The following is a 26,955-nucleotide window of genomic DNA, read 5'->3' as shown; positions in this document are numbered from 1 at the left end:
CGACTTTGGTTATCGGCCCCGCGCATATGGCGCGCAGCGCGGCGTTGGCATATCGGCATGCAATCTTCTTCGTTGGCCGAGCGCCGGTGCTGTCCTACAGTCTGCGCATTTTGATCCCTGCCAGGCTGACCAAGCCCTCACGATGAGCAATGACCTGACTTCCGGCCGCCGGCGCTTCCTGCAGCGCGGGGCGGTGCTGGGCGCCGCCGCGGCTGGCGCCGCTACTGCGGCGCGCGCAGAACCCCTGACGGTTGCGCCGTGGACGCGCACGCCGGGCGAGCCCGTGCTGTGGCATCCGTATGGCCAGCCGTCCCCGTTCGAGAAAGACGTGGTGCGGCGCAGCCGCAGCGCGGCGCCGCTGCCCGGCGCCAACTCGTCGATGACGCCTTTGCAGGACCTGCGCGGCATCATCACGCCGACCGGGCTGGTGTTCGAGCGCCTTCACGCCGGCATCCCGCTGATCGACCCGGCGCAGCACCGGCTGGCGGTGCATGGCCTGGTGGCGCGCCCGCGCATCTTCACCATGGACGACCTGGTGCGCCTGCCGTCGGTGTCGCGCATCCATTTCCTGGAGTGCTCGGGCAACACCGGGCGCGAGTGGAAGGCGCCCGGTGCGAAGTCCGTGCAGATCAGCCACGGCTTGTTGTCTTGTTGCGAATGGACCGGCGTGCCGTTGTCCGTGGTGCTGGACGAAGTCGGCGTGGCGCCGGAAGCTGTGTGGGTGCTAGCCGAGGGCGCCGATGGCGCAGCGATGACGCGCAGCGTGCCGCTGGCCAAGGCGCTGGAAGACGCACTGCTGGTCTATGCGCAGAACGGCGAGATGCTGCGCCCCGAGCATGGCTATCCGCTGCGGCTGTTCCTGCCGGGCTATGAGGGCAACATGTCCATCAAGTGGCTGCGGCGCCTGAAGCTGGGGCGCGCGCCGTTCATGTCGCGCGAAGAGACTTCGAAATACACGGATTCCCTGCCCGACGGCAGCGCGCGGCAGTTCACCTTCCTGATGGACGTGAAGTCCGTGATCACCTTCCCCGCGCCGGACACAGATTGCGTGAGCGCGGCTTCTACGAGATCGCGGGCCTGGCGTGGTCGGGCCACGGGCGTATCCGCCGCGTCGAGGTGTCGGTCGACGGCGGCCGCAGCTGGCGCGAGGCGCAACTGCAGGAGCCGGTGCTGGACCGCGCCCTGGTGCGCTTCCGCCTGCCGTGGCGCTGGGATGGCGGGCCAGCTTCGCTGGAGAGCCGCGCCATCGACGAAGCCGGCAACGTCCAGCCCACGCCGGACCAGCTGGTGGCCGCGCGCGGCGTGGCTTCCACCTATCACTACAACGCGATCCAGCGCTGGCGCGTGGCCGCGGACGGGAGCATTGCCAATGCGCGCGCTTGAACGATTCAGCGGTGCCGTCGCCGTGCTGGCGCTGGCCTGCGCTGCGCAAACGGTCCTTGCGCAGACCTTCGGCATAGGCCGCCCCGCCAGCGAGCGCGATCTTGCCGCGTGGAATATCGACGTGACCCCGGACGGCACTGGCCTGCCGCCAGGCAGCGGCACGGTCGCGCGGGGCCAGCAGGTCTATGCGCAGCACTGTGCCGCATGTCACGGCGTCAATGGCGAAGGCAAGCCGGCCGATGCGCTGGTGGGCGGGCAGGGCACGCTGAAGGACGCCGCCAGGGGCAAGGACCCCGTCAAGACCATCGGCAGCTTCTGGCCCTACGCGACCACGGTATTCGACTTCATCAACCGCGCCATGCCCTACAACGCGCCGCAGAGCCTGGCGCCGGACGAGGTCTATGCCGTCACCGCGTGGCTGCTGCACAGGAACGGCGTCCTGCCCGCAGATGCGGTGCTGGACGCGAGCACGCTGCCGCAGGTGAAGATGCCGAACCGCGATGGCTTTGTCGCCGACGCGCGCCCGGATACGGCCAACGTGCCGTGCCGCAGCGGTTGCCCCGGCAAGCCCTGATGGCCCGCAAATGTCGAGACATGGATATGCGATAAGCGGATAAGGGCCAGCGATATGATTCGTTGACCGGGCGATGGCCGGCTCTCTACAGTGCAAGCTTGTACGCGGCATCCCCGATGCCGCATCGGCTTCCCCCGTATGCCAGAGCTTGCCATGACGACCGCAACCGCCCACGCCAGTGTTTCGCGCCAGCAGAGCGCGCCGCTTTCCACCGCATTTTTCGCAGATGCGGGCAACTTCGAGATCCGTGCGCTGGACGCGCCGCTGGGCGCGGAAGTGATCGGGCTCGACTTGTCGCAGCCGCTGTCCGACGCGGATTTTGCCCGCATCCATCGCGCCCACCTCGACTACCACGTGGTGGTGTTCCGCGACCAGCAGATCACGCCCGCGCAGCAGATCGATTTCAGCCGCCGCTTCGGCCCGCTGCAGATCCACGTGCTGCACCAGTTCCAGCTGCCGGGCCATGCGGAAGTGCTGGTGGTGTCCAACGTGGTCGAGAACGGCAAGCCGATCGGGCTGGGCGATGCCGGCCACTTCTGGCATTCGGACCTGTCGTACAAGGAAAAGCCCAGCCTCGGTTCGTTGCTGCATGCGCGCGAGCTGCCCGCCGAGGGAGGCGATACGTTGTTCGCCAACATGCACCTGGCCTGGGACACGCTGCCGGCTGCGCTGCAGCGCGCCGTTGATGGCCTGCAGGCCGAGCACACCTACCTGGCGCGCTATGCCGAGCTGCAGCAACGCAGCCCGTGGCGGCCCAACCTGACGCCGGAGCAGATTGCGCAAGTCAGGCCGGTGCTGCAGCCGGTGGTGCGCACCCATCCGGAAACGGGGCGCAAGGCGCTCTTTGTCAGCGAGCATTTCACCACCCGCATCGTCGGCCTGCCCGAGAAGGAAAGCCGCGACCTGCTGGACCAGTTGTTCGCGCACAGCGTCAAGCCCGCCCACATCTACCGCCACCAGTGGCAGCCACATGACCTGGTGTTCTGGGACAACCGCTCGCTGCTGCATCTTGCCGCGGGCTGTCCGCCGGAACTGCGGCGCGTGATGTACCGCACCACCATCGAAGGTGACGTGCCGCGCTGAAGGCGGCAGCAGTATCGCAAGTCACCGTACGCGCTTGCACTGGCAAGCGCTCATCCACGTATTCCCCGGAGTTTCGATCATGTTCTCTCGTTTTTCCCGCAGGCTCGGCCTGCTGGCGCTGAGCGCCGGCCTGGCCATCACCGGCACCGCGCACGCCGAAGGCAAGCTGCGTATTGCCGAACAGTTCGGCGTGGTCTACCTGCTGCTCAACGTGGCGCGCGACCAGCAGTTGATCGAGAAACACGGCAAGCAGCAGGGCGTCGACATCAAGGTCGAATGGACTCAACTGTCGGGCGGGGCCGCGGTCAATGACGCGCTGCTGTCCGGTGCCATCGATATCGCCGGCGCCGGCGTGGGCCCGCTGCTGACGCTGTGGGACCGCACCCACGGCAAGCAGAACGTGCGCGGCGTGGCGTCGCTGGGCAACTTCCCGTACTACCTGGTCAGCAACAACCCCAAAGTGAGATCGATTGCCGATTTCACGGAGAAGGACCGCATCGCGCTGCCGGCGGTGGGCGTGTCGGTGCAGTCGCGCGTGCTGCAACTGGCTGCGGCCAGGCAATGGGGCGACAAGGAGTACAACCGCCTCGACAAGTGGACCGTGGCGGTGCCGCACCCGGATGCGGCCGCGGCGATCATTTCCGGCGGCACCGAGATCACCGGGCACTTCGGCAATCCGCCGTTCCAGGAGCAGGAACTGGCCGGCAATCCGAACGCGCGCATCGTGCTGAACTCGTATGACGTGCTGGGCGGCCCCAGCTCCTCCACGGTGCTGTACGCGACCGAGAAATTCCGCAACGATAATCCCAAGACCTATCGCGCTTTCGTCGATGCGCTGGCCGAGGCCGCGGCCTTTACCACCGCCAATCCGGAAGCGGCCACCGACATCTACCTACGCCAGAGCAAGGCCAAGACCGACCGCGCGCTGCTGCTGCGCGTGCTCAAGAACCCGCAGGTGCAGTTCCGCGTGGCGCCGCAGAACACCTTTGCGCTGGCCGCTTTCATGCACCGCGTGGGCGCGATCCGCAACCAGCCCAAGTCCTGGCAGGACTATTTCTTCCAGGACCCGGTCACCGCGCAGGGGAGCTGAGCATGGCCACCCACAACCTGCGCGTGGTGTCGGACCGCGCCACGCCCCTGCTGCAGGTGGATGGCGTGTCGCTGGAGTACTGCACGCCCGAGCGCATCGTGCGGGCCACCCATCGCGTCAGCTTCGACGTGCATGCCGGCGACCGCTTCGTGCTGCTGGGCCCGTCCGGCTGCGGCAAGTCCACGCTGCTGAAGGCGGTTGCCGGGTTCGTTCCGCCCAGCGAGGGCGAGATCCGGCTGGAAGGCCGGCGTGTGCTGCAGCCCGGCCCGGACCGCATCGTGGTGTTCCAGGAGTTCGACCAGCTGCCGCCGTGGAAAACGGTGGTGCAGAACGTGATGTTCCCGCTGCGGCAAGCGCGCAAGCTGTCGCGGGCAGAGGCGCGCGAGCTGGCGCTGGACAGCCTGCACAAGGTGGGGCTGGCCGATTTTGCCGATGCCTACCCACATACGCTGTCGGGCGGCATGAAGCAGCGCGTGGCGATCGCGCGCGCACTGGCGATGCGCCCCAAGGTGCTGCTGATGGACGAGCCCTTTGCCGCGCTGGACGCCCTCACGCGCCGGCGCATGCAGGAAGAGCTGCTGGCGCTGTGGGACGACGCAGCCTTCACCTTGCTGTTCGTCACGCATTCGATCGAAGAGGCGCTGGTGGTGGGCAGCCGCATCCTGCTGCTGTCGCCGCACCCGGGCCGCGTGCGCGCGGAACTCAACAGCCACCAGTTCAGCCTGGCCAGCCAGGGCGGCGCCGAATTCCAGGCCGCCGCGCAACGCATCCATACCTTGCTGTTCGACGAGCCCGCAGCCGAGGCCGCGCCGCGTGCGCGCAGCGCGGCGGGCCGCTGATCCGGGACATCGCATCATGACGCAACCGACACTGACACTGGCCGACACGCTTCGGCCCGAATACGAACGCGATCCTGAACCCTTCACCGAAGCCCCGCTTGCGCGCGCGCTGCCGTGGTACCAGCGCCTGTGGCAACACGGCTGGCTGCGCAAGGCGGTGATCCTGCTGGCGCTGGGGCTGATCTGGGAGCTGGTGGCGCGCGTGCAGGACAACGACCTGCTGCTGCCGTCCTGCCTGGCCACGATGCGCGCCTTTGCCGAGGCGGTGGGCAGCGGCGAGCTGCCGGGCAAGGCGGCGATTTCGCTGTCGGTGCTGCTGCGCGGCTATGCGGCCGGCATCGTGCTGGCGTTCGTGCTGACCTCGCTGGCCGTGTCCACGCGCTTTGGGCGCGATGTGCTGGATACGCTCACCGCCATGTTCAACCCGCTGCCGGCGATAGCGTTATTGCCGCTGGCGCTGCTGTGGTTCGGGCTGGGCACCAGGAGCCTGGTCTTCGTGCTCGTCCATTCGGTGCTGTGGCCGCTGGCGCTGAACATGTACGCGGGCTTCCAGTCAGTTCCGCCGACGCTGCGCATGGCGGGCCGCAACTACGGCCTGCGCGGGCTGCGCTATGTCGCGCTGGTGCTGGTGCCGGCGGCGCTGCCGGCGATCCTGTCGGGCCTGAAGATCGGCTGGGCCTTTGCCTGGCGCACGCTGATCGCGGCCGAGCTGGTGTTCGGCGCGTCGTCGGGGCAGGGCGGGCTGGGCTGGTTCATCTTCCAGAACCGCAATGAGCTCTACACCGACCGCGTTTTTGCAGGGCTGGCCGCGGTGATCCTGATCGGGTTGCTGGTGGAGGGGCTGGTGTTCACCACGCTGGAACGGCTCACGGTGCGCCGCTGGGGCATGCAGCAGTAGCCGCCCGCTTGCCGTGTGCCGGCATGGGGCGTAGGCTACGCCTCCGGTACGCAACCGGAGCCCACCCATGACCGCCATCCACCAGGCCGCCGCACAGGGATTCGCCAGCCAGGCCGATACCTACGCGCGCGGACGTCCCGAGTATCCCACTGAAATCGACACCTGGCTGCGCGGCACGCTGGGCTTGCGCGCGGGCCGCACCGTGCTGGACCTGGGCGCGGGCACCGGCAAGTTCACGCGCCGGCTGGTGGAGACGGGGGCGACGGTGATCGCGGTCGAACCGGTGGCGCAGATGCGCGCGCAGCTGGCCACGGTGCTGCCGTCAGTGCAGGCGCTGGAAGGCAGTGCCGAGGCCATCCCGCTGCCCGATGCCAGCGTCGACGCCGTCGTCTGCGCGCAGGCCTTCCACTGGTTTGCCAATGCGCGCGCGATGGCGGAAATCGGCCGCGTGCTGCGCCCCGGCGGCCGGCTAGGGCTGGTATGGAACGTGCGCGATTAAAGCGTGGACTGGGTGGCGCAGCTGACGGCCATCATGACGCCGTATGAAGGCGACGCGCCGCGCTTCTACAAGGGCGACTGGAGGCGGGTCTTTCCCGCCGAGGGCTTCGGGCCGCTGGCGCTGCAGCGCCTGCCCTACACGCATGTAGGGGCGCCGCAGCAGGTGATCGTGGACCGGGTGATGTCGGTGAGCTTCATTGCCGCGCTGCCGGCGGCGGAGCAAGCCCGCGTGCGTGAACGGCTGCAGGCGGTTATCGACGGGCATCCCGCGCTGGCGGGCCGAGCCGAGGTTGCTCTCCCTTATCGCACCGAGGCCTATTGCTGCGAACGGCTGGCCTGACGCTACATCGTCGCCTGCCGCACCCAGAATGCGGCGCCGTGGCGCGCAACGGCGCCGGGTTCGGGTTTCCGGGCCGTCGCGGGAAGCTGACGCGCCGGTTGCTTGGGTAAGCCATGCCTGGGCCGTGGCCGGGGCATGCTTGGCGCTTGACTGGAAGCACGGTGCCCGGCGAATCGAAAGTGGATCGATCGTAGCGGGACGCAGGCTGGCTGGAGGGTGCGGCTTTCCGAAATGACCCCGGGAAATTTCTGCAATGCGGGGTGGTGCGAGCCGGGCTCAGTGCATCGGCAAATGGCCGATAGCGGTCAGCGCCTGCACCACTTCGGGCGACAGGCGGCGTTCCCTGCATGGCACGCCCGCGGTCTCGAGCGTGGTCCACAGGTCTGCGTCGCCGGTGACGATACGCTGCCGCAGGTGGGCCAGGTATGTGTACTCCGCGGAGGTCAGCGGGCGCGGGGCGCTACGCAGGTCATCCAGGATGGCGCCAAGCGAGAGGGCGGGAACGGTCATACCAGGGTCGGGAAAAGCACGGCGGTGAGACATTGCAGCGAGGGTACGGAAAGCAGCGCAGGGATTGCGCAGAGGTCAGGCAACGCATGATTTTATCCACGCCGTGCAGCGGCTGCTTAATCAAAAGCAGGTAACTTTCCCTCTAATTCCACTTGCAAACTGGGGAGTGGCGAGTACGCGCACGCAATGTGGCGCATGCGGTAGCCGGGGGGCCGGCGAAGGCGCTTGGGCGACGGCCTGGGCGGCAGGAGGCACTGGCCACGTGTTGCAGAAAAACGCCAGCGCGCCGCCGCCCGGATCCATGAATGCGTGCAGCGTCGTTTGCGCGGCTCCGGCGCACGTGTGCTGCTTCCTTGACACGCAGCAGGGCGGATTGACAAGCCGGGATGCGTTCTATACGTTGGCGCATCGTTCCGTCATCCGGTCCAGCCAGGATCGCCGCCGTCCGCCATGCCACGCAAAGCCGCACAGGTTTCAGAAGCCGACAAGCACGCCGCCGCGGGCGGCGCCATCGCCGTGGACCGGGCGCTGTTCGTGCTGTCGGTGTTCCGCCTTGGCGATACCGCGCTGGGGCTGGCCGAGCTGGCGCAGCGCAGTGGCCTGTACAAGAGCACGCTGCTGCGCTTGCTGGCCTCGCTCGAGCACGCCGGGCTGGTGCGGCGCCAGCCGGACGGGCGCTATGGGCTGGGTCCCGAGGTGGCGCGGCTCAATGCCGTCTACGCGGCGTCGTTCTCATTGGAGGCGGTGGTGATGCCGGCGCTGCGCGAGCTGGTGCGCATCACGCGTGAAAGCGCGGCCTTCCATGTCGAGCAGGGCGAGCACCGACTGTGCCTGTACCGCGTCGATTCGCCGCAGCCGGTGCGCGACCATGTCCGCGCCGGCGAACTGCTGCCGCGCGACCGGGGCGCCGGCGCGCGCGTGCTGCGCGCCTTTGCGGGCGAGTCCGGCTCGCTCTACGAGCGCATCCGGCACGAGGGCGTGGCGGCTCTGGTGGGCGACCGCAGCCCCGATCTTGCCGGGGTGTCGGCGCCGGTGTTCGGTCCCGGCGATGTGCTGTGCGGCGCGCTGACGCTGACCTGCCCGGCCTCGCGCTACCGGGAAGACTTCCGCGTCGATGTGCTGCATGCGGCGCGTGTGCTGACCCAGGCGCTGGGCGGCTCCTTTCCGGACAGCATTGCGGACAAGGCCACCCCGGACTGAGCTGCGTGTGCAGCCGGCCCGACCCGGCTTGTCGGGGGTGCCACGGCCCGGCATGTGCGGGCTATCATGCGGCTGGCATTGAAAACAACGCACGTCACATGTTGTGAAAACAAGTGCGGGAGATGCCTGCTTCGCGCCCCTGTGGCCTGATGCCCGCTGCTCGATATTGACGGCGCGGCAGACGGCATCCTTGAGGAAATCCCCGTGCACCTGGACCAGCAGACCATTGCGGTGGTGATGATGGTGTTTTTCTGCAGCACGCTGATTATTGCGGCGGGGCTGGTGTTCGCGCTGCGCGCGAGCGAGGCGGGGCGGCTGTGGGCGTTCGGGCACGTGCTGGTGTCGGCCGCGGGCCTGGCGCTGGCCATCAGCGCTGCCTGCGGCACGGGCCATCTGGGCACGCTGGGTGCGTTGGCGTTCGTGGCTGGCTGGCTGCTGATCTACCGCGGCGTGCGGGTCTATTACGGGGTGCCGGCCCATCCCGCGGCGCTGGCCGCCGCGGGCGTGATCGTGCTTGGCCTGATCGCGGCCACCAGCGGCATGCCCGACGGGCAGCAGGTGGTGCTGCGCATCGTCTACGGCTTGCTGGCGCTGGTGTCGCTGGCCACCTTTGCCACGCTGGCGCGCGCCGGGCGCGGGCGCCGCAGCATCGGCGCGCCGCTGGTGCTGGTGGCCAGCCTGGTGCATCTGGCCACGCAGCTGGCCGGCTTCAGCCATGCCATGAACCTGCCCGTGGCGGGCGGTGCGGGCGCCGCGCCGCTGACGCTGTTCTTTGCCGGCTCGGCCGGCTCGGCCTGGCTGCTGGCGCCGCTGATCGCCACGCTGCTGGGCCTGTTCGGCTTCACCATGATGGCGATGGAGCAGATCATCGCGCACAACGAAAGCGGCGCGCGCGTGGATGCCCTGACCGGGCTGCTCAACCGCGGGGCGCTTGAGATGTCGGCACTGTCGCTGGTGGCGCGCTGGCAGCGCGACGGGCAGGCGCTGTCCTGCCTGGTGATCGACATCGATTATTTCAAGCAGGTCAACGATACCTTCGGCCACCACGCCGGCGACGCCGTGCTGCGCGAGGTTGCGCATGCGCTGGACAATTCGCGCCGCGCCTCGGACGTGGCCGGGCGCTATGGCGGCGAGGAGTTCTGCGTGTTGTGCCCGCATACCGACGAGCAGCAGGCCTCGGCGCTGGCCAACCGGATCCTGCGCAAGGTGCGCGCGATCGAACTGCCCGCCGGCCATGGCCATGCCAGCGTCAGCATTGGCATGGCGCAGCTGCGCGGCGGCCCGGGCAGCAAGGAAGCGCTGTGGCGCCTGTTGTTCGCCGATGCGGATCGCGCCCTCTACCACGCCAAGGAACATGGGCGCGACCGCTACGTGCTGGCCTCGTCCATGGTGGCGCCGGCGGCCGCGAGCGCATCGCCGGCGTCAATGCTGGCGCCTGAGCCCGACCTGGCCGGCTGACCCCGTTATGCCTGCCGGCCTGGCTCTGGCACATCGCGCTGCGGCGCACCGTCATAGGTCCACAGGAACTGGCGCGGCATCGGGCCCTTGTTGCGCCCGCCCTCACAGGTCTGTTCCCAGGCATGCGCCAGGATGCCGACCGAGCGCGACAGGCAGAACAGCCCCCGCGCCAGCGGTGCGGCAAAGCCCAGTTCGGCATAGATCACCGCTGTGGCGCCATCGATATTCATTGGGATGGGTTTGCCGCGGCCGGCACCCAGCGCTGCCTCGACCGCGCGCGCGATCCCCGCGTAGCGCCCGCTGACCACGCCGTTGGCCGCGGCCTGGTCGACCAGCGCCAGCAGCCGCGGCGCACGCGGGTCGACCGGGTGGAAACGGTGGCCAAAGCCGGCAATGAACTTGCCGTGCAGGTCGCGGTAGTGCTGCAGCGCGGCGGCGACGGCGTCGTCCATGGCGCTGCTCGCATCCAGCCGCTGCGCCACGTCCTGGTAAAGCGCCACCGCCTGTTCACCGGCGCCGCCATGCACGTCGCCCAGCACGTTGACGGCGGAAGCCATGGCGTTGTTCAGCCCCACGCCGCAGGTGGCCGCCATGCGTGCGATGGCAATGCTGGGCGCCTGCGGGCCGTGGTCGACCGCGGCCATCAGCGCCGCGTCCAGCAGCTCGCCCTGCCCGGGGCCGGGCAGCTCGCCGCGCAGCATCAGCCAGATCATCTGCGCAAACGAGACCCGGCCGATCAGTTGTTCGATGGGGTAGCCGCGGTAGCGGATCTCGCCCGGGCGCATGTCGATGATGCCGGTGCGCCACCAGTCCTGCGACAGGCGCTGGCCCGGGTCCATGGCGTCATCCCGGGTGTGGCCGGGGTGGCTGCTGGTGTCGATGCCGCTCATATCGCGCGCTCCTCGCTCAGTTGGTCGATGTCCGCATTGCTGTAGCCCAGGCTGGCCAGCACCTGCCGCGTATGCTGGCCCAGCTCCGGCGGCGGCGTGTCCACGGCCGGGGCCTCGCGGTTGAGCTTGAAGCCGGTGCGCACCACGCGGATATCGCGGCCTACGCCGGGCGCATCGGCAAATTCGCCGATCATGCCGCGCTCGCGCACCTGCGGATGGGCCAGCGTCTGCGGCACGTCCAGCACCGGGCCGGCGGGCACGCCGGCCTCGGTCAGCAGCGGCCACCATTCGGTGGCCGGCTTCTTCGCCAGCTCTGCTTCCAGCGCCTGTGTCAGTTCCCCCCGGTTGGCCAGCCGTGCCTGGCGCTGCGCGAAGCGCGCATCGGCGGCCAGCTCGGGACGGCCCAGCACGCGGCACACGGCTTCAAACTGTTCCTGCTTGTTGGCGGCGATATTGAGCAGCCCGTGCGCGGTGCGGAACGTGCCCGAGGGGCTGGCGGTCATGTTCTCGTTGCCCATCGGCGCCGGCACCTTGCCGGCGATCAGGTGGTTGGACACCACCCAGCCCATGGTGGCCAGCGTGGCTTCCAGCATCGATACGTCGATGAAATAGCCTTCGGTGCGCTGGTGGTCCGCCAGCGCCGCCGACACCGCCAGCGCCGCGGTCAGCCCGCCGATGGTGTCCGAGACCGGATAGCCGACCCGCAACGGTGCGCTCTGCGCATCGCCGGTAATGCTCATCACGCCGGCCATGCCCTGGATGATCTGGTCATAGGCCGGCAGCCCGGCCAGCGGCCCGTCCTGGCCGAAACCGGAAATCGCGCAGTAGATCAGGCGCGGGTTGTCCTGCTTCAGGGTCTCGTAGCCCAGCCCGAGCCGGTCCATCACGCCGGGGCGGAAGTTCTCCACCAGCACGTCGGCGCTTTGCACCAGCTTGCGGAACACCTCCTTGCCGCGCGCGTGCTTCAGGTTCAGGGTGAGCGACTGCTTGCCGGGGTTCTGGGCCAGGAACGACACGCCCATCAGGCGCTGGTTCAGCTCGGCATCGGCGCCCAGCTGGCGCGCCAGGTCGCCGGTGCCGGGGGTTTCCACCTTGATGACTTCGGCGCCCAGGTGGGCAAGCTGGTGGCAGCAGAACGGCCCGGCCAGCACATTGGTGAGGTCGAGCACGCGGATATGGCGCAGGGGCTTTTGCATGGGGCTACGTCCGGCCGTACGTTCTTGATGTTCCGTAGAACAGAACAATGGTCTTTAATAAAGAACAGACGCAGCATAGGAGGCGCATGCTGGCGTGTCAAGGCACGCGCCAGCCCCTGCCGGGGCCGGACTTGCTGGAACGGAATTACAGGAACGTGAACACTTCTTCCCGCGACAGCCGCGACTTCGGCAGCGCGGCATTGAAGTCCTGCGCGCTGCGGTAGCCCAGGCTGACCAGCGCCACGCTGGTCAGTCCGCGCTCGCGCAGGCCCAGTTCGAGGTCGAGCGGGCCGGTATCGATGCCTTCCATCGGCGTGGCGTCCACGCCCAGCGCGGCCGCGGCCATCAGCAGGCCGCCCAGCGCCAGGTAGACCTGGTGTGTCATCCAGTGCTGCAGGTCGTAGCGGTGCAGGTCGACAAAGCCGCGGCGGATCTTGTCCATGCCGGCGCGGGCAGCGTCATCGGCAAAACGCCCGTCGCGCTGCTCGGCCGCCAGGATGCCGGCCAGGTGGGCGGCATCCATTTCCGTGCGCACGCACAGCGCGATCACATGCGAGGCGTCCTGGATCTTCTGCGTGTTGTAGGGATGGCGGTCGACGGTGGCGCGCGTCATCCGTGCCCGGCCTTCGGGCGTGGCGGCAACCACGAAGTGCCACGGCTGGGAATTGACCGAGGACGGGCTCTTGTGCAGCACGGCGAGCAGCTGGTCCACGGTGGCCTGGGGCAGGGTGCGGCCTGCCTCGAAGGCTTTGGTGGCATACCGGGTATCGACGATGTCGGAGAGATTCATGACCAGGCTCCAGTTGGAAAGTGGGTGATGCAGGGAGCACCACGCCGAGGTCGCCATGGTCCCAGTTGCCATGTCATTGAAAAAGAGACATTTGATTAGTACTGCCTTCAATGCATGTTTGAAAATAGCTTCCCGACAACATCGTCTGCCCCTCGGGCCTCCACGGTCAGCGCGACTGCCCTACAATGACGCCCCCGCCCGCGCCGGCCTTGCGCCGCGCGGGCTACTTTGTCTTGCAGGGAACGGAATCGATGATGTCAAACGCATGCGGCCTGGACTTCGGCACGTCCAATTCAACGGTCGGCTGGAGCCATCCGGAGCGGCCGGCGGCGCTGCTGCCGCTGGAGGACGGCAAGGTGACGCTGCCCTCGGTGATCTTCTTCCATGCGGAGGATCCGCTGGTCAGCTATGGCCGCGCCGCGCTGGGTGATTACCTGGCTGGCTATGAAGGCCGGCTGATGCGTTCGCTCAAGAGCCTGCTGGGCACCTCGATGATGGACGACAGCACCGAGGTGATGGGCCAGGCGATGCCGTTCCGCAAGCTGCTGGCGCACTTCATCCGCGAGCTGAAGACGCGTGCCGAGCAGGCTGCCGGCACGGAGTTTTCGCGCGCCGTGCTGGGCCGCCCGGTATTCTTCATCGACGAGAACCCGGCCGCCGACCAGCTCGCCGAAGACACCCTGGCCGAGATCGCGCGCGACGCGGGCTTCGGCGAGATCGCGTTCCAGTACGAGCCGATCGCCGCGGCCTTCGACTACGAGGCCCGGATCACGCGTGAGGAACTGGTGCTAGTGGCCGACATCGGCGGCGGTACCTCGGACTTCTCGCTGGTGCGGCTGTCGCCCGAGCGCGCCGCGCGCAGCGACCGGCGCGACGACATCCTGGCCAATGGCGGCGTGCATATCGGCGGCACCGACTTCGACCGTGCGCTCAGCCTGGCGCGCGCAATGCCGCTGCTGGGCCTGGGCAGCGCGCTGCGCAACGGCAAGGCGATGCCGTCCAGCCAGTATTTCGACCTGGCCAGCTGGCACACCATCAACCTGGTCTATACGCGCAAGGCGTGGTCGCTGGTGATGGACAACTACCGCGACGCAGCGGATACGGTCAAGCTCGACCGCCTGGTGCGGCTGATCCGCGAGCGTGCCGGGCACTGGCTGGCCATCCAGATGGAAGCCGCCAAGATCGCCTTGTCCGATGACGGCAGCACCGACGTGGACCTGCACCGGCTGGAGCAGGGGCTGACGCTGACCATCACGCGCGACGAGTTCGATGCGTCGATCGACAAGCTGGTGGTGAAGACCGAGCAGACTGTGCAGAAGCTGCTGGTGGACGCCGGCGTGGATGGCGCCGCGGTAGATACCATCTTCTTCACCGGCGGCTCCAGCAGCGTGCCGCTGCTGCGGCAGCGGCTGGCGGCGCTGTTGCCGGAAGCGCGTTGCGTGGAAGGGGACCGGTTTGGCAGCATCGGCAGCGGGCTGGCGCTGGATGCTGTGCGGAAGTTTGGCGGCTGACGCCGTCAGGGGATCCCCTCAGCCGGCCAGCGTTCGCATATCGCGCAAGCCGTATTCATCCCCCAGCGCCAGCCGGGCCGCCCGCAGCGCGCCGCGCGCGGCCGCCGCATCGCCCGCCAGCCGCAATAGCGCCGGCAGTTCCCACGGCGCGCGCAAGAGCCTGCCCAGCACCGCGCCCACATCGGTCTTGCCGTCATCACCCATGCCCGCCGCCGCGGCAGCCGGGACCGCGCGGCTGGCCGGGTCGATCACCACGCGGCAAGCCGCGAACGGCAGCCGGCAAGCCGCCGCCATGCGCGCGGCGAGGTGTGATTCCATGTCGACGCAAAGCGCCCCCGTGGCCCGGTGCAGCATCTGCTTGGCGGCAACCGAAAGCACCGGCTGGTCCGCGCCGGCAAGGACCCCGACCCTGGCATGCGGCAGTGCCGCGTGCATTGCCCGGGTCCAGGTCATGTCGGTGTCGTAGCGTTCGCCTGCCGCGCAGACCGAGTCCGCCAGCACGAGATCGCCCGGCGCCAGCGCGGGATCCAGCCCGCCCGCCACGCCAAAGCTGAGAATGCCCATGCAGTACCGGCTCGCCATCGCGGAAACGCCTTGTTCCAGCGCAAGGCCGCGCAGGCCGTGCACCACGCGGCAATGCGGGCCGGCGGCGATGCGCGCCTCGAACGCCATGCCGGTGACGACCAGCACGAACGGTGCCGTCATAGCCCCCAGGACACCTGGTGCGCGCCGCCGCGCTGCAGGTTGCGGTAGCGCGCCAGCGCCCACAGCGGGAAGTAGCGCGCATAGCCGTGATAGCGCAGGTAGAACACGCGCGGAAAGCCCACGGCGGTAAAGCGTGGCTCATGCCACAGCCCGCCGGATTGCTGCGTGCGCAGCAGGTAGTCGATGCCGCGTGCCACCGCCGGATGCCGCGCGGCGCCGGCTGCCATCAGCGCCAGCAGCGCCCACGCGGTCTGCGAGGCCACGCTCGGCGCCGGCTCGTAGCCGCGGTAATCGAGCCGGTAGCTGCTGCCGTCCTCGCCCCAGCCGCCGTCGGCGTTCTGGATCTGTTCGAGCCAGGCCACGGCGCGGCGCATCTCGGGGGCTTCCGGGGCCAGGCCCGCGGCGTTCAGCGCGCACAGCGCGCTCCAGGTGCCGTAGATATAGTTGGTGCCCCAGCGGCCGAACCAGCTGCCGTCGGGCATCTGCTCGGCCAGCAGGTAGCGCAGCGCGCGCGCGGCGGGTTCGCTCTTGCCCGGCGTGGCGCCTATCTGGCACAGCATCGACAGGCAGCGCGCGGACACGTCCGCGGTGGGCGGGTCCAGCAGCGCGCCATGGTCGGCAAAGGGGATGTTGTTCAGGTAGAGATGCGTGTTCTCGGGCTCGAACGCGCCCCAGCCGCCGTCGCTGCTTTGCATGCCGACGATCCACTCGGCGGCGCGCGCCACGGCTTCGTCATAGCGGCCCGGCACATCGTGCGCGCGCATGTAGCGGTCCATCGCGGCGGCCACCACGGCAGTGTCGTCCACGTCCGGGTAATAGGGATTGGCGTACTGGAAGGCCCAGCCGCCGGGGCGCACCCGTGGGCGGCGCACGATCCAGTCGCCGCGCACGTCCAGCACCTGCAGCGGCCTGAGCCAGTCCAGGCCGCGCCCGGCCGCGGCGGTTGCGCGCGCCTCGCCGGTTTCCAGCAGCGCGTGCGCGGCCAGCGCGGTATCCCACACCGGCGACAGGCAGGGCTGGCAATAGGCTTCGTCGCCGTGCTCGACCAGCAGCCGCTCGATGGATTGCCGCGCCACCGCGCGCGCCGGGTCGTCGGGCGGCACGCCCAGCACGTCGAACATCATCACGCTGTTGGCCATTGCCGGGAAGATGGCGCCCAGGCCGTCCTCGCCGTTGAGCCGCTCACGCACGAAGGCCTGCGCCGCGGCAATGGCGCGCCGGCGCAGCGTGCGCGGGACGAGCGGCTCGGCCACGCGCAGCAGCGCGTCCAGGCCGCGGAACACGGTGTACCAGCCGGCGTGCTGGTGCGCCGCGCGCGGCGGCAGCCGCACCGTATGGCAATTGCCGACGAACAGCTCATTGATGCCGACCCCGCGCGGGTTGCGCGCCTGCGGGCGCAGGCTGTTCAGCACCAGCAGCGGCACGATCACCGTGCGCGCCCAGTACGAGACCTTGGACAGGTGGAACGGGAACCACTGCGGCAGCAGCATGATCTCGACCGGCATCATCGGCACCGCCGACCACGGCATCACGCCGTACAGGGCCAGCAGCGTGCGCGTGAATACATTGCTGGCCTCGGCGCCGCCCAGCGCGTGGATGGCCCGGCGCGCGCGCTGCATATGCGCGGCCTGGGGATCGTCGCCGGCCATCTTCAGCGCGAAATAGGCCTTCACGCTGGCGCTGACGTCGGAGCGGCCTTCATGGAACAGCGGCCAGCCGCCATCGGGATTCTGGATGCGGCGCAGGTAGCGGGCCAGGCGGGCTTCAAGCTCCAGGTCCGGGGCTTCGCCGAGGTAGTGCACCATCAGCACGTATTCGGCGGGAATGGTGGCGTCGGCTTCCAGTTCATAGACCCAGTGGCCGTCGGGGCGCTGCTGGTGCAGCAGCGCGTCGATCGCGCGGCCGATGCCGTGGTCCAGTGCCTGCGCGGCGCCGCGCGGCGAGGGGCTGTCGCCCGCGCTGGCCGGCGCGATCCGTGGCACTGCCGTGGCAAAGGCGGTCTCATTCATCGACATGCAGACTCCTTATGCCGGTGCGCGGCGCGGCCGCGCCCGGCATGCATCGGGTGCAGCGCTCAGCCAATGGCGTGGCGCAGCACGATCCAGAGCAATTGGGCGCGCGGCAGGCGCACGCGCTGGCGCGGCGCGCGCCAGCCCTGCGTGCGCAGCCGCGCCAGGATGCGGTGGTAGACCTCGGCCATGATGCGCGGCGAGCGCACCTGCCGGGATGGGCAGCGCGCCATGATGGCATAGGCCTGGTCATAGTGCGCCTGGGCCTCGCGCGCCACGGCCGCGCAGGCCTGGCCGACGGCGGGGTGGGCCACCACGGCCTGGGGCGTGTCCGCCCCGATGCCGGCCGCGGCCAGCGCTTCCGCCGGCAGGTAGAGCCGGCCGATGGCAGCGTCTTCGTCGATATCGCGCAGGATATTGGTCAGCTGCAGCGCGCGGCCCAGGTGGTGCGCAAGCGCAATGCCGCACGCTTCTTCCAGGCCGAACACGCGCACCGCCAGCCGGCCGACAGCGCTGGCGACACGATCGCAATACAGGTCGAGGGTGGCCGCGTCAGGGGCACGGATGTCCTGCACCACGTCCATGGTCATGCCGTCGATCACGGCGAGGAAATCCTGCTGCTGCAGGTGGAAGGCCCGGATCTGCGCGCTCAGCGGCTGCAGGGCGCGAGGCGGATTGCCGGCGTAGCAGGCGGCGATGTCGTGGCGCCAGGCATCGAGCGCGGCAAGGCGCTCGGCGTGCGGTGCGTTGCCGTCGGCGATGTCGTCGACCGCGCGGCAGAACGCATAGATCTCGAACATGGCCTGGCGCTGCGCTGACGGCAGGATGCGCAGCGCGGCATGGAAGGAACTGCCGGCCGATGCCGCTGGGCCGGCCTGGCCGCCATGGTCGGCGGCGACAGGGGCGTCTTGCGTTGCGATTTGAGTACCGGCCACGTAACTCCTCGACACGCTGCATACCGTCCCGCACTGACCGCGCAGCATCCGTGCGCGCCCACTGGCGGGAGGGTGGTTGTGGGTCGGCCGATTATAGCAATTTCACCCGTTGCAGGATCGCAGTCTCCACCGCCCCGGTGCCGGCGCGCCAATAAAAAAGCCCCGCGCCGAAGCTGCGGGGCTTTCCTTTCGGCCGGTCCGCTGGACCGGCCCGGACTCCACCGGTATCAGAGGGCCTGAATCTTGGTGGCTTGCTCGCCCTTCTGGCCCATGGCCTTGACGTAGCGTACCTTCTGGCCTTCCTTCAACGACTTGAAGCCATTGCCTTCAATTGCGGAGAAGTGCGCGAACAGATCATTGCCACCTTCATCCGGCGTGATGAAGCCGAAGCCCTTGGCGTCGTTGAACCACTTAACGGTACCGGTTTCCATATCTATCTCAACCTTGAATTTCAAAATGAGCGAAAACGCTCGTTATACACCGTGTGCAACGCACCCAGCGGATCCTTTTTTATGTTCCCCGCCAGCGCATTCCATATGACTTCGATATGTCGCTGTCGTGACAACCGAAAACGTCACGGAACGACAACACCAAAAGACACACCGCATGGGCGCTGCACAAGTGGGAATCATTCTGCCGAATTTTCCCGGCGTGTCAATCAGGCTAAGCGCCTAATCATGATGAGAGGTTCCGATAGGAGATGTTAGCGTTTTCTACTTCGGCTTCAGTTCAGTGAATTCCCTGATTTTCTATTGGCGGATTTGGTTGTGCGTGCACCGTCAGCGAGCGCGATGCCACGCCCCCGGGCATAATGGCTTCCGTCCGGTGCATGGGCGTGCCATCTTTTTTACAAATTCTTACGGCAGCCAATGCCTACCGCGTTCGGGGGAAGCGGGCGCGGCCCGGAGATATCATTATGCTGGCAATAAAGGCCAGGCCGGTGGCCGCGCTCGCGTCATGCACAGACATACATGAGCGCGCTCACTGTATGCGGGCCCATACATAAAAGATCGGAACGGGGAATCCATCATGGCGTTTCAAACCTAGCTGTCCGGCATTGCGGTTGCGGACAGCCCCACCACCCGTCGCGCACGGGGCCTGGACTGTTTCCGTTGTTTGCATTTGAGACTGAGGGCCGCTCGCGGTGCGCCCGTACCACGAGCGTGGCTGGCACGTGCCCTGCGGCGCTGCGGCGCGCGTTAATGCGCGAGCCGGCTCAATGTCTCAGTGTTGGGACAATTGTTGACAATGTGATCCATGCGTCTGTCCTAGCATTCGTTTGCCGGATACCATCGGATTTTTCCGATTCTGAGGTCCACAGTCGGACACAAGGCGGCGACGACCGCATCAGGAAATGTTGTGCGTGAGGCACTTGCCGGCGTGCGCAGAGAAGAGGAAGCAAGCCTGTGAAGCAGCTGGAGGAAGCACAAGGGAGCCGGGGCGGTCGCATGCCGTTCCGATCGGGGTGGGTAGGGATGCGCATGGCGCAGCGGGTGCAAGGCATCGCGCTGGCCCTCGGGGCGGCGACGGCTGCGGCCGCGCCGGTGCCCGCGGCGCAGACGGCATCCTTGCCGTCGATCGCCTTGCACTACGGCGCCAAGCCGCCGGTTGACGCCCTGCAGGCCTTCGACATCGCCGTGGTCGAGCCCGACAGCGGCTTCGACCCGCGCCAGGCGGCGACGCCGGCCACCGCCTGGTTTGCCTATGTCAGCGTGGGCGAGGTGCTGGAGAGCCGCCCCTACTTCAAGGACATCCCCAAGGCCTGGTTCGTCGGGCGCAATGACGCCTGGAACGCCCCGGTCATCGACCAGGCAGCCGACGGCTGGCCCGCCTTCTATGTCGACAAGGTGATCGCGCCGCTGTGGCAGCGCGGCTTCCGCGGCTTCTTCCTCGATACCCTCGATTCCTACCAGCTTGCCGCCAGGACCGACGCCGAGCGCGCGCGGCAGGAAGCCGGGCTGGTGCGCGTGATCCGCGCCATCAAGGCGCGCTACCCCGAGGCGCGCCTGGTCTTCAACCGCGGCTTCGAGATCCTGCCGCAGGTGCACGACCTGGCCCATGCCGTTGCCTTCGAATCGCTGTTCCGCAGCTGGAACCAGGCCCAGGGCCGCTATGTCAATGTGCCGCAGGCGGACCGCGACTGGCTGCTGGCGCAGGCGCGCACCATCCGCGAGCAGTACCGCCTGCCGGTAATCTCCATCGACTATTGCCCGCCGGCGGACCGCCGCTGCGCACGCGAAACCGCGCAGCGCATCCGCGCGCTGGGGATCACGCCCTATGTGGCCGATCCCGGGCTGCAGACGGTTGGCATCGGCAAGGTCGAGGTGCTGCCCCGGCGCGTGCTGGTGGTGCAGGAGCGCCGCCCCGGCGTGTCGATCGATGATTCCGAGGGCGTGCGCTTTGTCTCGATGCCGCTCAACTACCTTGGCTATCGCGTGGATTTCGCCGAGACCAGCGAGGACCTGCCCGAGATCGGGCCGGACCGCTACGCCGGCGTGGTGGTGTACCTGTCAGGCAATGTCACGGCGCAGCCGGGACGCTTCTATACCTGGGTGCAGGCGCGCATGGCGCAGGGCATGCCGGTGGTGTTCCTCAACGACTTCGGCACCAACGTGAGCGGCGCGGTGGCGCGCAGCTTCGGGCTGAAGACCGTCAAGGGCCGCGTGTCGGGCCCGGTCGAGGTGCTGGCCAAGGACCGGATGATGGGCTTCGAGATGCCGGTGGCCCCCGACCGCACCCAGGCCGAAGCGATCCAGGTGCCGGACGGCGATGGCTACCGTTCGCTGCTGCGCCTGCGCTCGGGCACGCTGACCTATGACGCCGCCGCGATCACGCCGTGGGGCGGCTATGTGCTGGGGCCGTATGCGGTGCGCCAGAGCGGCAACGGCAACCCCCAGAGCCGCTGGGTGGTGCAGCCGCTGGACTTCCTGCGCGAGGCGCTGCGCCTGCCCGCCATGCCCGTGCCCGATGTCACCACCGAGAACGGCCGGCGCCTGCTGACCATCCATATCGACGGCGACGGCTTTGCCTCGCGCGCCGAGATTCCCGGCGGCGGTTTCTCCGGCGAGGTGCTGTTCCGCGAGATCTTCGACCGCTACCGGCTGCCGATGACGATGTCGGTGATCCAGGGCGAAGTCAGCAAGGACGGCATGTACCCCAGGCTCAGCGCCGAGCTTGAGCCGATCGCGCGCAAGATCTTCGCGCAGCCTTATGTCGAGGTGGCCAGCCATACCTTCTCGCATCCGTTCGAATGGTCGCGCACGGTGCCGGCACCGCCAGGGCAGGCAGCGCAATCCAGCGGGGCCGCCGTGGTCGAGGGCGACGAGGCCTTCCACCTGAGCATCCCCGGCTACAGCATGGACCTGAACCGCGAGATCGGCGGCTCCATCGACTACATCAACCGCACGCTGGCGCCGGCCGGCAAGCCGGTCAGCATGCTGCTGTGGTCGGGCGACTGCCAGCCGCCGGCCGAGGCGCTGCGCCTGACCGACAAGGCGCGCGTGCTCAACATGAACGGCGGCGATACGCTGATCACGCGCAGCAATCCCAGCTGGACCGCGATTGCGCCGCTGGGCATCAACAAGCCCGGCGGCACCTTCCAGGTATTTGCGCCCAACCAGAACGAGAACGTCTACACCAACCTCTGGCACGGCCCGTTCTACGGCTTCGAACGCGTGATCGAGACCTACGAGCTGACCGACAAGCCTTATCGCTTCAAGCCGGTCAATATCTACTACCACAGCTATTCGGGCACCAAGGCCGCGTCGCTGAAGGCACTGCGCAAGGTCTATGACTATGTGCTGGCGCAGCCGCTGCTGCCGCTGCACTCGACCGACTACGTGCGCAAGGTGCTCGACTGGCAGGACATGGCCGTGGCGCGGGACGTTGGCGACGGCGGGCCGGGCAGCACCGGTGCCGAATGGATCGTGCGCGGCGACGGCAACCTGCGCAACCTGCGCTGGAGCGGCGCGGGCATGCCCGACGTGGGCGCGGCGCACGGCGTGACCGGCACCTCGCCGGCACCGGGCGGCGGCGTCTACCTGCACCTGGATGGCGGCGATGCGCGCTTTGCCGTGCGCGACACCGTCACTGCCCCGGCCGCGCCGCAACTGGCCGAAGCCAACGGCATCGTGCGCGACTGGTCGCAGCGCGATGGCGTCACGCGCTTCGCCTTCAGCGGCTACTTCAAGCCATTCTTCCGTCTTGCCAACGCCGGCAACTGCCGTGTGAGCGTCGATGGCAAGCCCGTACAGGCCGTCCGCGAGCGCGACACGCTGCGCGTGGACACCGCACCCGTCACCGATCCGAACCATGCCAGGCAACAAGTCGAAGTCCGCTGCGCCGGTTGAGCGCGAGCGGCTGCTACCGCCGGCGCTGGTGCTGACTTTCACCGCGATGGTGGGGATCGGCCTGGCGTTGATGTTCCCGCGCGAGACCCTGCGCGAACGCCTGCTGGGCCAGGGCCGCACCATCGACGGGCTGACCATGGCCTACCTCGAAGCCTGGTGGAAGGTCACACCCGACGACCCCGCTTTCATGGGCGTGCTGGCCGAACAATACGCGCGCACCGGCCGGCTGGAAGAGGCGCAGGCCATGCTGGCGCGCATGCAGGCGGTGCAGGGCACCGACCTGTCGGGCCAGATCCTGCGCACCCGCATCGAGATCGCGCAGCAGCGCGCCTGGGCCGCGCTGCCGGATACGCCTGAGCGCGAGCAGAACCTGGTGCAGCTGCGCAGCCTGCTGGACCAGGCTGCCGGGCGCAGCTGGGGGCTGGCCGACCTGCAAACGCTGGCCACGCAGTCCAGCCAGGCGGGCGCCCAGGACGCCATGCGCAAGTTCTATGCGGCGCTGGCCAGCCAGGACCGTAACAACGCGGCCTTCTGGAACCGCCAGCTGGCCGATATGGCGATCGCGGGCGGCGATTATCGCGACGCCGCCAACGCCTTGTTCGCGCAACAGGCGGCCGCCACCACGCTGGCCGAGCGGCGCGCGCTGTTCCTGAAGGCGGTGCAGACGCTGCAGTCAGGCAACCTGCTGGACGAAGCGCTGGCGCAGGCCGAGCGCCACGGCGGCAAGCTGCTGGACGATCCGGAGGTGCTGCGCTACCTGACGAAGCTGGCGCTGGCGGCCAACAAGCCGGAGCAGGCCAGCCGCTATGTGGAGCGGCTGCTGAAGGTCTCGGCGCGCATGCGCGATGCCGGGGACATGGCGTTGGCCGCGCGCCAGGCCGAGGTGCGGCGCATCGCCGCCAGCCAGCCTTGGGCCGAGCGCGGCCTGGTCTTCCTCGACGGGCCGCGCGGCCTTGCCTTGCGTGAAGCGCTGGCCGCTTCCGGCCAGCTGGGTACGCGCAAGATTGCGGCGCAAGCTGCTGCTCCCGCGCAAGCACCGGCGGAGCCAGCCGACAAGCCGTTCAACGCCGACGACTACGAGCTCGCCTATCGCGTGTTCCTGTCGGCCGGCAAGCTCGACCAGGCGCAGCGCGTGGCCGAGACCGCGGTGCGCCGGCTGCCGGGCGAGGCGATCTGGCGCGAACGGCTGGCCCAGGTGGCCGAATGGAACCGCCAGCCCGCCGTGGCCCTGAAGAGCTGGCTCGACTATGCCCGCGCCACCAACGACGAGCGTGCGTGGGATGCGGTGATGCGGCTCGCCCCCGGTCTGTCCGACGATCGCGCCTACCTGGCCGCGCTGCGCCACCGCGCGGGCGGCTCGGACCTGAAGACCGTGGACGAGGTGGTGGCGGCCTACGAACGCCTGGGCGAACCGGAAGAGGCCATGCGCTTTCTCGAAGGCCTGAGCCACGGCCCCAGGGCGCGCGACATCATGGAGCGCCACGCCGCGCTGGCCGAGCGCGCCGGCAACGACGAGCGCGCGTTCCAGATCTATACGCAGCTGCAGCAGCGCTTTGGCCCACGCCCTGCCTATGCCCTCAAGCTCGCCAACCTGCTCTATGTGCGCGGCAAGCTGGCGCAGGCGCTGGACGCCATGCTGCCGGCGCGTGCCACGGCCGGGAAGGAAGACATCCTTTACTGGCGCACCTTTACCGAGCTGGCGCGGCTGAACCAGCGCGACGACCTGCTCAAGGACGGCTATCGCCAGCTGATGCTGGCGGCGGCACAGACGCAGGACGAACACTGCCTGCAGATGCCGGCGGGCCCGGCGCGCAACGACTGCCTGGACGAGGTCCGCGACACGCAGGAGGCGGATTTCTCCAACCTGATCGCCTACTACGACAAGACCCCGATCGACGCCGGGCGCATCGCCGAGGCCGACTGGCGCCGCAGCGGCAAGCCGGCATCGCTGGAGCTGGCGCTGTACTACTACACGCGTGCCCATGCCTACCCGCGTATCGAACGCCTGCTGCGGGACATGACGCCCGGGCAGCGCCAGGCGGCAGCGCAATCGAGCCGCTTCCTGATGCGGCGCGCGGAGTACTACCGCGTGACCGGCCAGCGCGACCTGGCTCTGGCCGACCTGCGCCACGCCGCTGGCCTGCGCGATGCCGACAGCGAAACCCTGGCGGCGCTGCTGTGGACGCTGGTCGACCAGGGCAGCGCTACCGAGGTGCGCGCGGTGATGCGCCGGGTGAAGGACGACGCGGAAGACAACCCCGACCTGTGGGGCGCCTTTGCCGCGGGCCATATGCGCTTCCAGGACGGGCGCGCGGCCATGCACTACCTGCGCAGGCTCAATGACGGCAAGAGCGCCGATCCGCTCTGGCTCAGCCTGATGGCCGATGCCTATGAAACCATCGGCCAGACCGACATGGCCTGGCGCGTGCGCCGCCAGGCCTGGATCGACCTGCACCACGGCTGGTCCCAGGGCGGGGTGCGCTATGCCAGGCTGAGGCCCGACAACACCGACGGCGACGAGGAGTACGAGAACGAGTCCGGCGCGCCTTCGCGCGCGGACCTGCGCCGCCAGACCGTGGCGCTGGGGCAGATCTTTGCCTCGGGCGATGTCTCGCGCGCGCTGGTGATCCAGATGCTGCGCGCGGACCGCGCTTCCACCGCGGCGCGCGAACTGGCGCCGCCGATGGCGGGCGCGCCGTCGCAGTTGGGCGAGGTGGCCGGGCTGCCGCCGCTGCATGAGGCGGCAACTGCGCCCGCGGAGGTCGTGCGCAACGCGGCCCGCCGCGATGCCGCGCTGTCCGCGGCCGGTCGCGATGCCGCTTTGGCCTGGGCGATGTCCGCGGAATCCAACGAACTGGCGCGCGGCTGGCTGGCCCGCCAGTATGTCAACCGGCTGCAGCGCCCGGCCTATGCCGAGGTGGCGATAGCGCTGGACCAGCAGGACATGAACAGCCTGGACCGCATCCTGGAGCGCCAGGCCGGCCGCGTGCCGGTGGCCAACCAGCTCGAGGCCAACCAGCAACTGAACCGCATCGGCGCCGCGCAGACGCTGGCCTTCGAGACCCAGGAGCGGGCCCGTTCCGACGACACGCTGCAGGACACCTTGCAGGAGACGCTGCTCTACAACGCCCAGGCGATCGAGCCGCGCGTGAGCTTCATGCACCAGAAGCCGCTGGAATATACCGAAGGCAGCCTCGCGGGTGGCGTGCGCCTGTGGGACGGGTATGACCTGAACCTACGCGGCACCTGGCGCGACCAGCGCAGCACCGACCCCCAGCAGCTGGTGAACGTGCCGTCGTCCGACCGGCGCGCCGACCTGTCGCTGGGTTATCGCGACAACAGCAAGCGCTGGCGTGCCACTGCAGGCTACCGCGAGGGACTGGACACGATGGCGACCGCGCGCTTCTTCGGCGAGTGGAACCAGCAGGGTCGGCTGCAGTTCAGCACCCTGGCCGGGCTGAACCAGCCGGCCGATGAATCGGCGCCGCTGCGCGTGGGCGGGGCCAAGGACGTGGTGGGGCTGGGCGCAACCTGGCGCTTCAGCCTGCGCGAGTTCGTCGGCGCGCGCATCGAGTACAGCAGCTTCCGCGGGCAGGACCGCAGCGCGCTGGGGCATGGCATGGTCTATGACGTCGAGGCCGGCTACAGGATCCGCACCTCGTATCCGGACTACACCGTGCGTGTGGTCGGCACGCATGCCAACTACAGCGCCAACGGCGGCAGCCTGACGCCGCGCATGGCGTCGCTGGTGCCGGTCGGCGACGAAGCCACGCCGGCGTTCTACATGCCGCAGGGCTTTACGCAGGCCGGCGTGCTGTTCGGCTTCGGCACTGAGCTGCTGGATGAGTACACACGCAAGTGGCGGCCGTTCGGTGAAGTGGGGCTGCTGCGCGACACGCGCGCACGGCAGAACTTCCGCGTGCAGGGCGGGCTGGCCGGATCGGTGTTCGGCAACGACCACCTGGCGCTGTATATCTCGCATGAGACCGCGGCGCGCAACGGTGGCAAGCCGCTGACGGAACTGGGAATGCGCTATCGCTGGCTGTATTGAGCCGGCGGCAGCGGATGGCACGGATCGGGTAACAACAGGACATGGAAAAGGGGATGAAGATGAACAAGCAAACCACGGCAGTGACGGGCAAGACGGTGGCCAGGCGGCTGGCGGCATGGTGCGGCGCGCTGGGCGCGGCACTGTGGCTGGCGGGTTGCGCGGTGACGGATGTCGGCCGCGCGCCGGCGCTGGCCCGCGGCGAGACCATCGCGGTGCTGCCGATCGTGAACTACACCGAGACGCCGCAGGCCGGCCTGCGCGCCGAGGCGATTGCCGAGAGCCTGCTGAAGACCGGCGGCGTGGCCAGCCTGAAGCGCTATCCGGCCAGCCTCAATCCGGAAACGCTGTTCGAGCCGGCCGAGCGCGAGGCCGTGGGCAAGGCGCTGGAATGGGCGCGTGCCGAGAAGGCCCGCTACGCGCTGACCGGCGCGGTGCAGGAATGGCGCTACAAGGTGGGCGTGGACGGCGAGCCCGCGGTCGGCATCTCGCTGCAGCTGCTGGACGTGGCCAGCGGTGAAGTGGTGTGGTCGGCCACCGGCAGCGACAGCGGCTGGAGCCGCGCGTCGCTGTCGGGCACCGCGCAGAAGCTGCTGCGCCGCCTGCTGGCGCCGCTGATGCAGGGCTGAGGCGGCGGCAAGCCATCAGG

At 68.8% G+C, this 26,955-nt stretch carries 19 protein-coding genes and 2 pseudogenes; 13 read left to right on the top strand and 8 right to left on the bottom strand.

Annotated elements, in window-relative coordinates:
• Window positions 1-142: 142 nt before the first annotated feature.
• The 7 genes and pseudogenes from soxC to KB879_RS16355 all read left to right on the top strand — a co-directional run bounded on the left by soxC (window position 143) and on the right by KB879_RS16355 (window position 6,705).
• Window positions 143-1,383 (top strand): annotated as a pseudogene (soxC, locus tag KB879_RS16385) (sulfite dehydrogenase).
• On the top strand, window positions 1,370-1,957 hold the full coding sequence (locus KB879_RS16380; RefSeq protein WP_013953822.1) for a c-type cytochrome: 588 nt from the start codon (window positions 1,370-1,372) through the stop codon (window positions 1,955-1,957). The pseudogene soxC and the gene KB879_RS16380 overlap by 14 nt, the downstream one beginning before the upstream one ends.
• Before the next feature lie 153 nt (window positions 1,958-2,110).
• A complete protein-coding gene (locus KB879_RS16375; RefSeq protein ID WP_041228944.1) occupies window positions 2,111-3,040 on the top strand; it encodes a TauD/TfdA family dioxygenase in 930 nt (309 codons plus the stop codon).
• A gap of 79 nt (window positions 3,041-3,119) precedes the next feature.
• On the top strand, window positions 3,120-4,130 hold the full coding sequence (locus KB879_RS16370; protein WP_153953287.1) for an ABC transporter substrate-binding protein: 1,011 nt from the start codon (window positions 3,120-3,122) through the stop codon (window positions 4,128-4,130).
• A 2-nt stretch (window positions 4,131-4,132) separates the two neighbouring features.
• The gene (locus KB879_RS16365) at window positions 4,133-4,969 is read left to right on the top strand and encodes an ABC transporter ATP-binding protein (protein WP_153953288.1); all 837 of its coding nucleotides are present in this window, start codon (window positions 4,133-4,135) and stop codon (window positions 4,967-4,969) included.
• A 16-nt stretch (window positions 4,970-4,985) separates the two neighbouring features.
• Window positions 4,986-5,867 (top strand): ABC transporter permease, encoded by an 882-nt coding sequence (locus tag KB879_RS16360; protein WP_211979428.1) that lies wholly within the window; start codon window positions 4,986-4,988, stop codon window positions 5,865-5,867.
• 67 nt (window positions 5,868-5,934) lie between these two features.
• Window positions 5,935-6,705 (top strand): annotated as a pseudogene (locus KB879_RS16355) (methyltransferase domain-containing protein).
• 276 nt (window positions 6,706-6,981) lie between these two features.
• Here KB879_RS16355 and KB879_RS16350 read toward each other — a convergent pair.
• Window positions 6,982-7,215 (bottom strand): hypothetical protein, encoded by a 234-nt coding sequence (locus tag KB879_RS16350; protein WP_010810922.1) that lies wholly within the window; start codon window positions 7,213-7,215, stop codon window positions 6,982-6,984.
• A gap of 450 nt (window positions 7,216-7,665) precedes the next feature.
• Between KB879_RS16350 and KB879_RS16345 the strand changes: the two genes are divergently transcribed.
• Both KB879_RS16345 and KB879_RS16340 read left to right on the top strand, forming a co-directional pair.
• Complete coding sequence (locus KB879_RS16345) at window positions 7,666-8,415, top strand: IclR family transcriptional regulator (RefSeq protein WP_013953816.1); 750 nt, start codon at window positions 7,666-7,668, stop codon at window positions 8,413-8,415.
• 204 nt (window positions 8,416-8,619) lie between these two features.
• On the top strand, window positions 8,620-9,873 hold the full coding sequence (locus KB879_RS16340) for a diguanylate cyclase (protein WP_211979427.1): 1,254 nt from the start codon (window positions 8,620-8,622) through the stop codon (window positions 9,871-9,873).
• A 5-nt stretch (window positions 9,874-9,878) separates the two neighbouring features.
• Here the strand turns inward: KB879_RS16340 and KB879_RS16335 are convergent, their stop codons facing one another.
• The 3 genes from KB879_RS16335 to nfsB all read right to left on the bottom strand — a co-directional run bounded on the left by KB879_RS16335 (window position 9,879) and on the right by nfsB (window position 12,749).
• Window positions 9,879-10,763, bottom strand: coding sequence for a citryl-CoA lyase (locus KB879_RS16335; protein ID WP_013953814.1), 885 nt, complete (start codon window positions 10,761-10,763; stop codon window positions 9,879-9,881).
• Window positions 10,760-11,959, bottom strand: coding sequence for a CaiB/BaiF CoA-transferase family protein (locus KB879_RS16330; RefSeq protein ID WP_013953813.1), 1,200 nt, complete (start codon window positions 11,957-11,959; stop codon window positions 10,760-10,762). The genes KB879_RS16335 and KB879_RS16330 overlap by 4 nt, the downstream gene beginning before the upstream one ends.
• A gap of 145 nt (window positions 11,960-12,104) precedes the next feature.
• The gene (nfsB, locus tag KB879_RS16325; protein WP_041228718.1) at window positions 12,105-12,749 is read right to left on the bottom strand and encodes an oxygen-insensitive NAD(P)H nitroreductase; all 645 of its coding nucleotides are present in this window, start codon (window positions 12,747-12,749) and stop codon (window positions 12,105-12,107) included.
• A gap of 251 nt (window positions 12,750-13,000) precedes the next feature.
• Here nfsB and KB879_RS16320 point away from each other — a divergent pair, with 251 nt between their 5' ends.
• Window positions 13,001-14,260: an Hsp70 family protein gene (locus tag KB879_RS16320; protein WP_013953811.1), complete on the top strand. Its 1,260-nt coding sequence runs from the start codon at window positions 13,001-13,003 to the stop codon at window positions 14,258-14,260.
• Window positions 14,261-14,278: 18 nt separating this feature from the next.
• On the opposite strand, the gene KB879_RS16315 is transcribed toward KB879_RS16320, so the two are convergent.
• The 4 genes from KB879_RS16315 to KB879_RS16300 form a co-directional block, all read right to left on the bottom strand.
• Complete coding sequence (locus tag KB879_RS16315) at window positions 14,279-14,965, bottom strand: phosphorylase (RefSeq protein ID WP_013953810.1); 687 nt, start codon at window positions 14,963-14,965, stop codon at window positions 14,279-14,281.
• Entirely contained in the window at window positions 14,962-16,980 is a 2,019-nt protein-coding gene (shc, locus tag KB879_RS16310) for a squalene--hopene cyclase (protein WP_013953809.1), read from the bottom strand. The genes KB879_RS16315 and shc overlap by 4 nt, the downstream gene beginning before the upstream one ends.
• Window positions 16,981-17,039: 59 nt before the next feature.
• Window positions 17,040-17,909 (bottom strand): presqualene diphosphate synthase HpnD, encoded by an 870-nt coding sequence (gene hpnD / locus KB879_RS16305; protein WP_013953808.1) that lies wholly within the window; start codon window positions 17,907-17,909, stop codon window positions 17,040-17,042.
• A gap of 227 nt (window positions 17,910-18,136) precedes the next feature.
• The gene (locus KB879_RS16300) at window positions 18,137-18,340 is read right to left on the bottom strand and encodes a cold-shock protein (RefSeq protein ID WP_010810931.1); all 204 of its coding nucleotides are present in this window, start codon (window positions 18,338-18,340) and stop codon (window positions 18,137-18,139) included.
• A 1,017-nt stretch (window positions 18,341-19,357) separates the two neighbouring features.
• Between KB879_RS16300 and KB879_RS16295 the strand changes: the two genes are divergently transcribed.
• From KB879_RS16295 to KB879_RS16285, 3 genes are read left to right on the top strand one after another with little or no spacing between them, the layout of a single operon-like run.
• Complete coding sequence (locus KB879_RS16295) at window positions 19,358-22,258, top strand: bifunctional glycoside hydrolase 114/ polysaccharide deacetylase family protein (RefSeq protein ID WP_249221137.1); 2,901 nt, start codon at window positions 19,358-19,360, stop codon at window positions 22,256-22,258.
• Window positions 22,221-26,309, top strand: coding sequence for a tetratricopeptide repeat protein (locus KB879_RS16290; protein WP_211979426.1), 4,089 nt, complete (start codon window positions 22,221-22,223; stop codon window positions 26,307-26,309). Before KB879_RS16295 ends, KB879_RS16290 begins: the two co-directional genes overlap by 38 nt.
• A 59-nt stretch (window positions 26,310-26,368) precedes the next feature.
• The gene (locus tag KB879_RS16285) at window positions 26,369-26,935 is read left to right on the top strand and encodes a transporter (RefSeq protein ID WP_041228943.1); all 567 of its coding nucleotides are present in this window, start codon (window positions 26,369-26,371) and stop codon (window positions 26,933-26,935) included.
• Window positions 26,936-26,955 lie beyond the last annotated feature (20 nt).

Origin of the sequence: Cupriavidus sp. KK10, from assembly GCF_018223725.1 — a bacterium.
In the GTDB taxonomy this organism is placed as follows: Bacteria; Pseudomonadota; Gammaproteobacteria; order Burkholderiales; family Burkholderiaceae; genus Cupriavidus; species Cupriavidus necator.
Note: the sequence above shows the minus strand (reverse complement) of the source record. Positions and strands in the feature narration are given on the sequence as shown.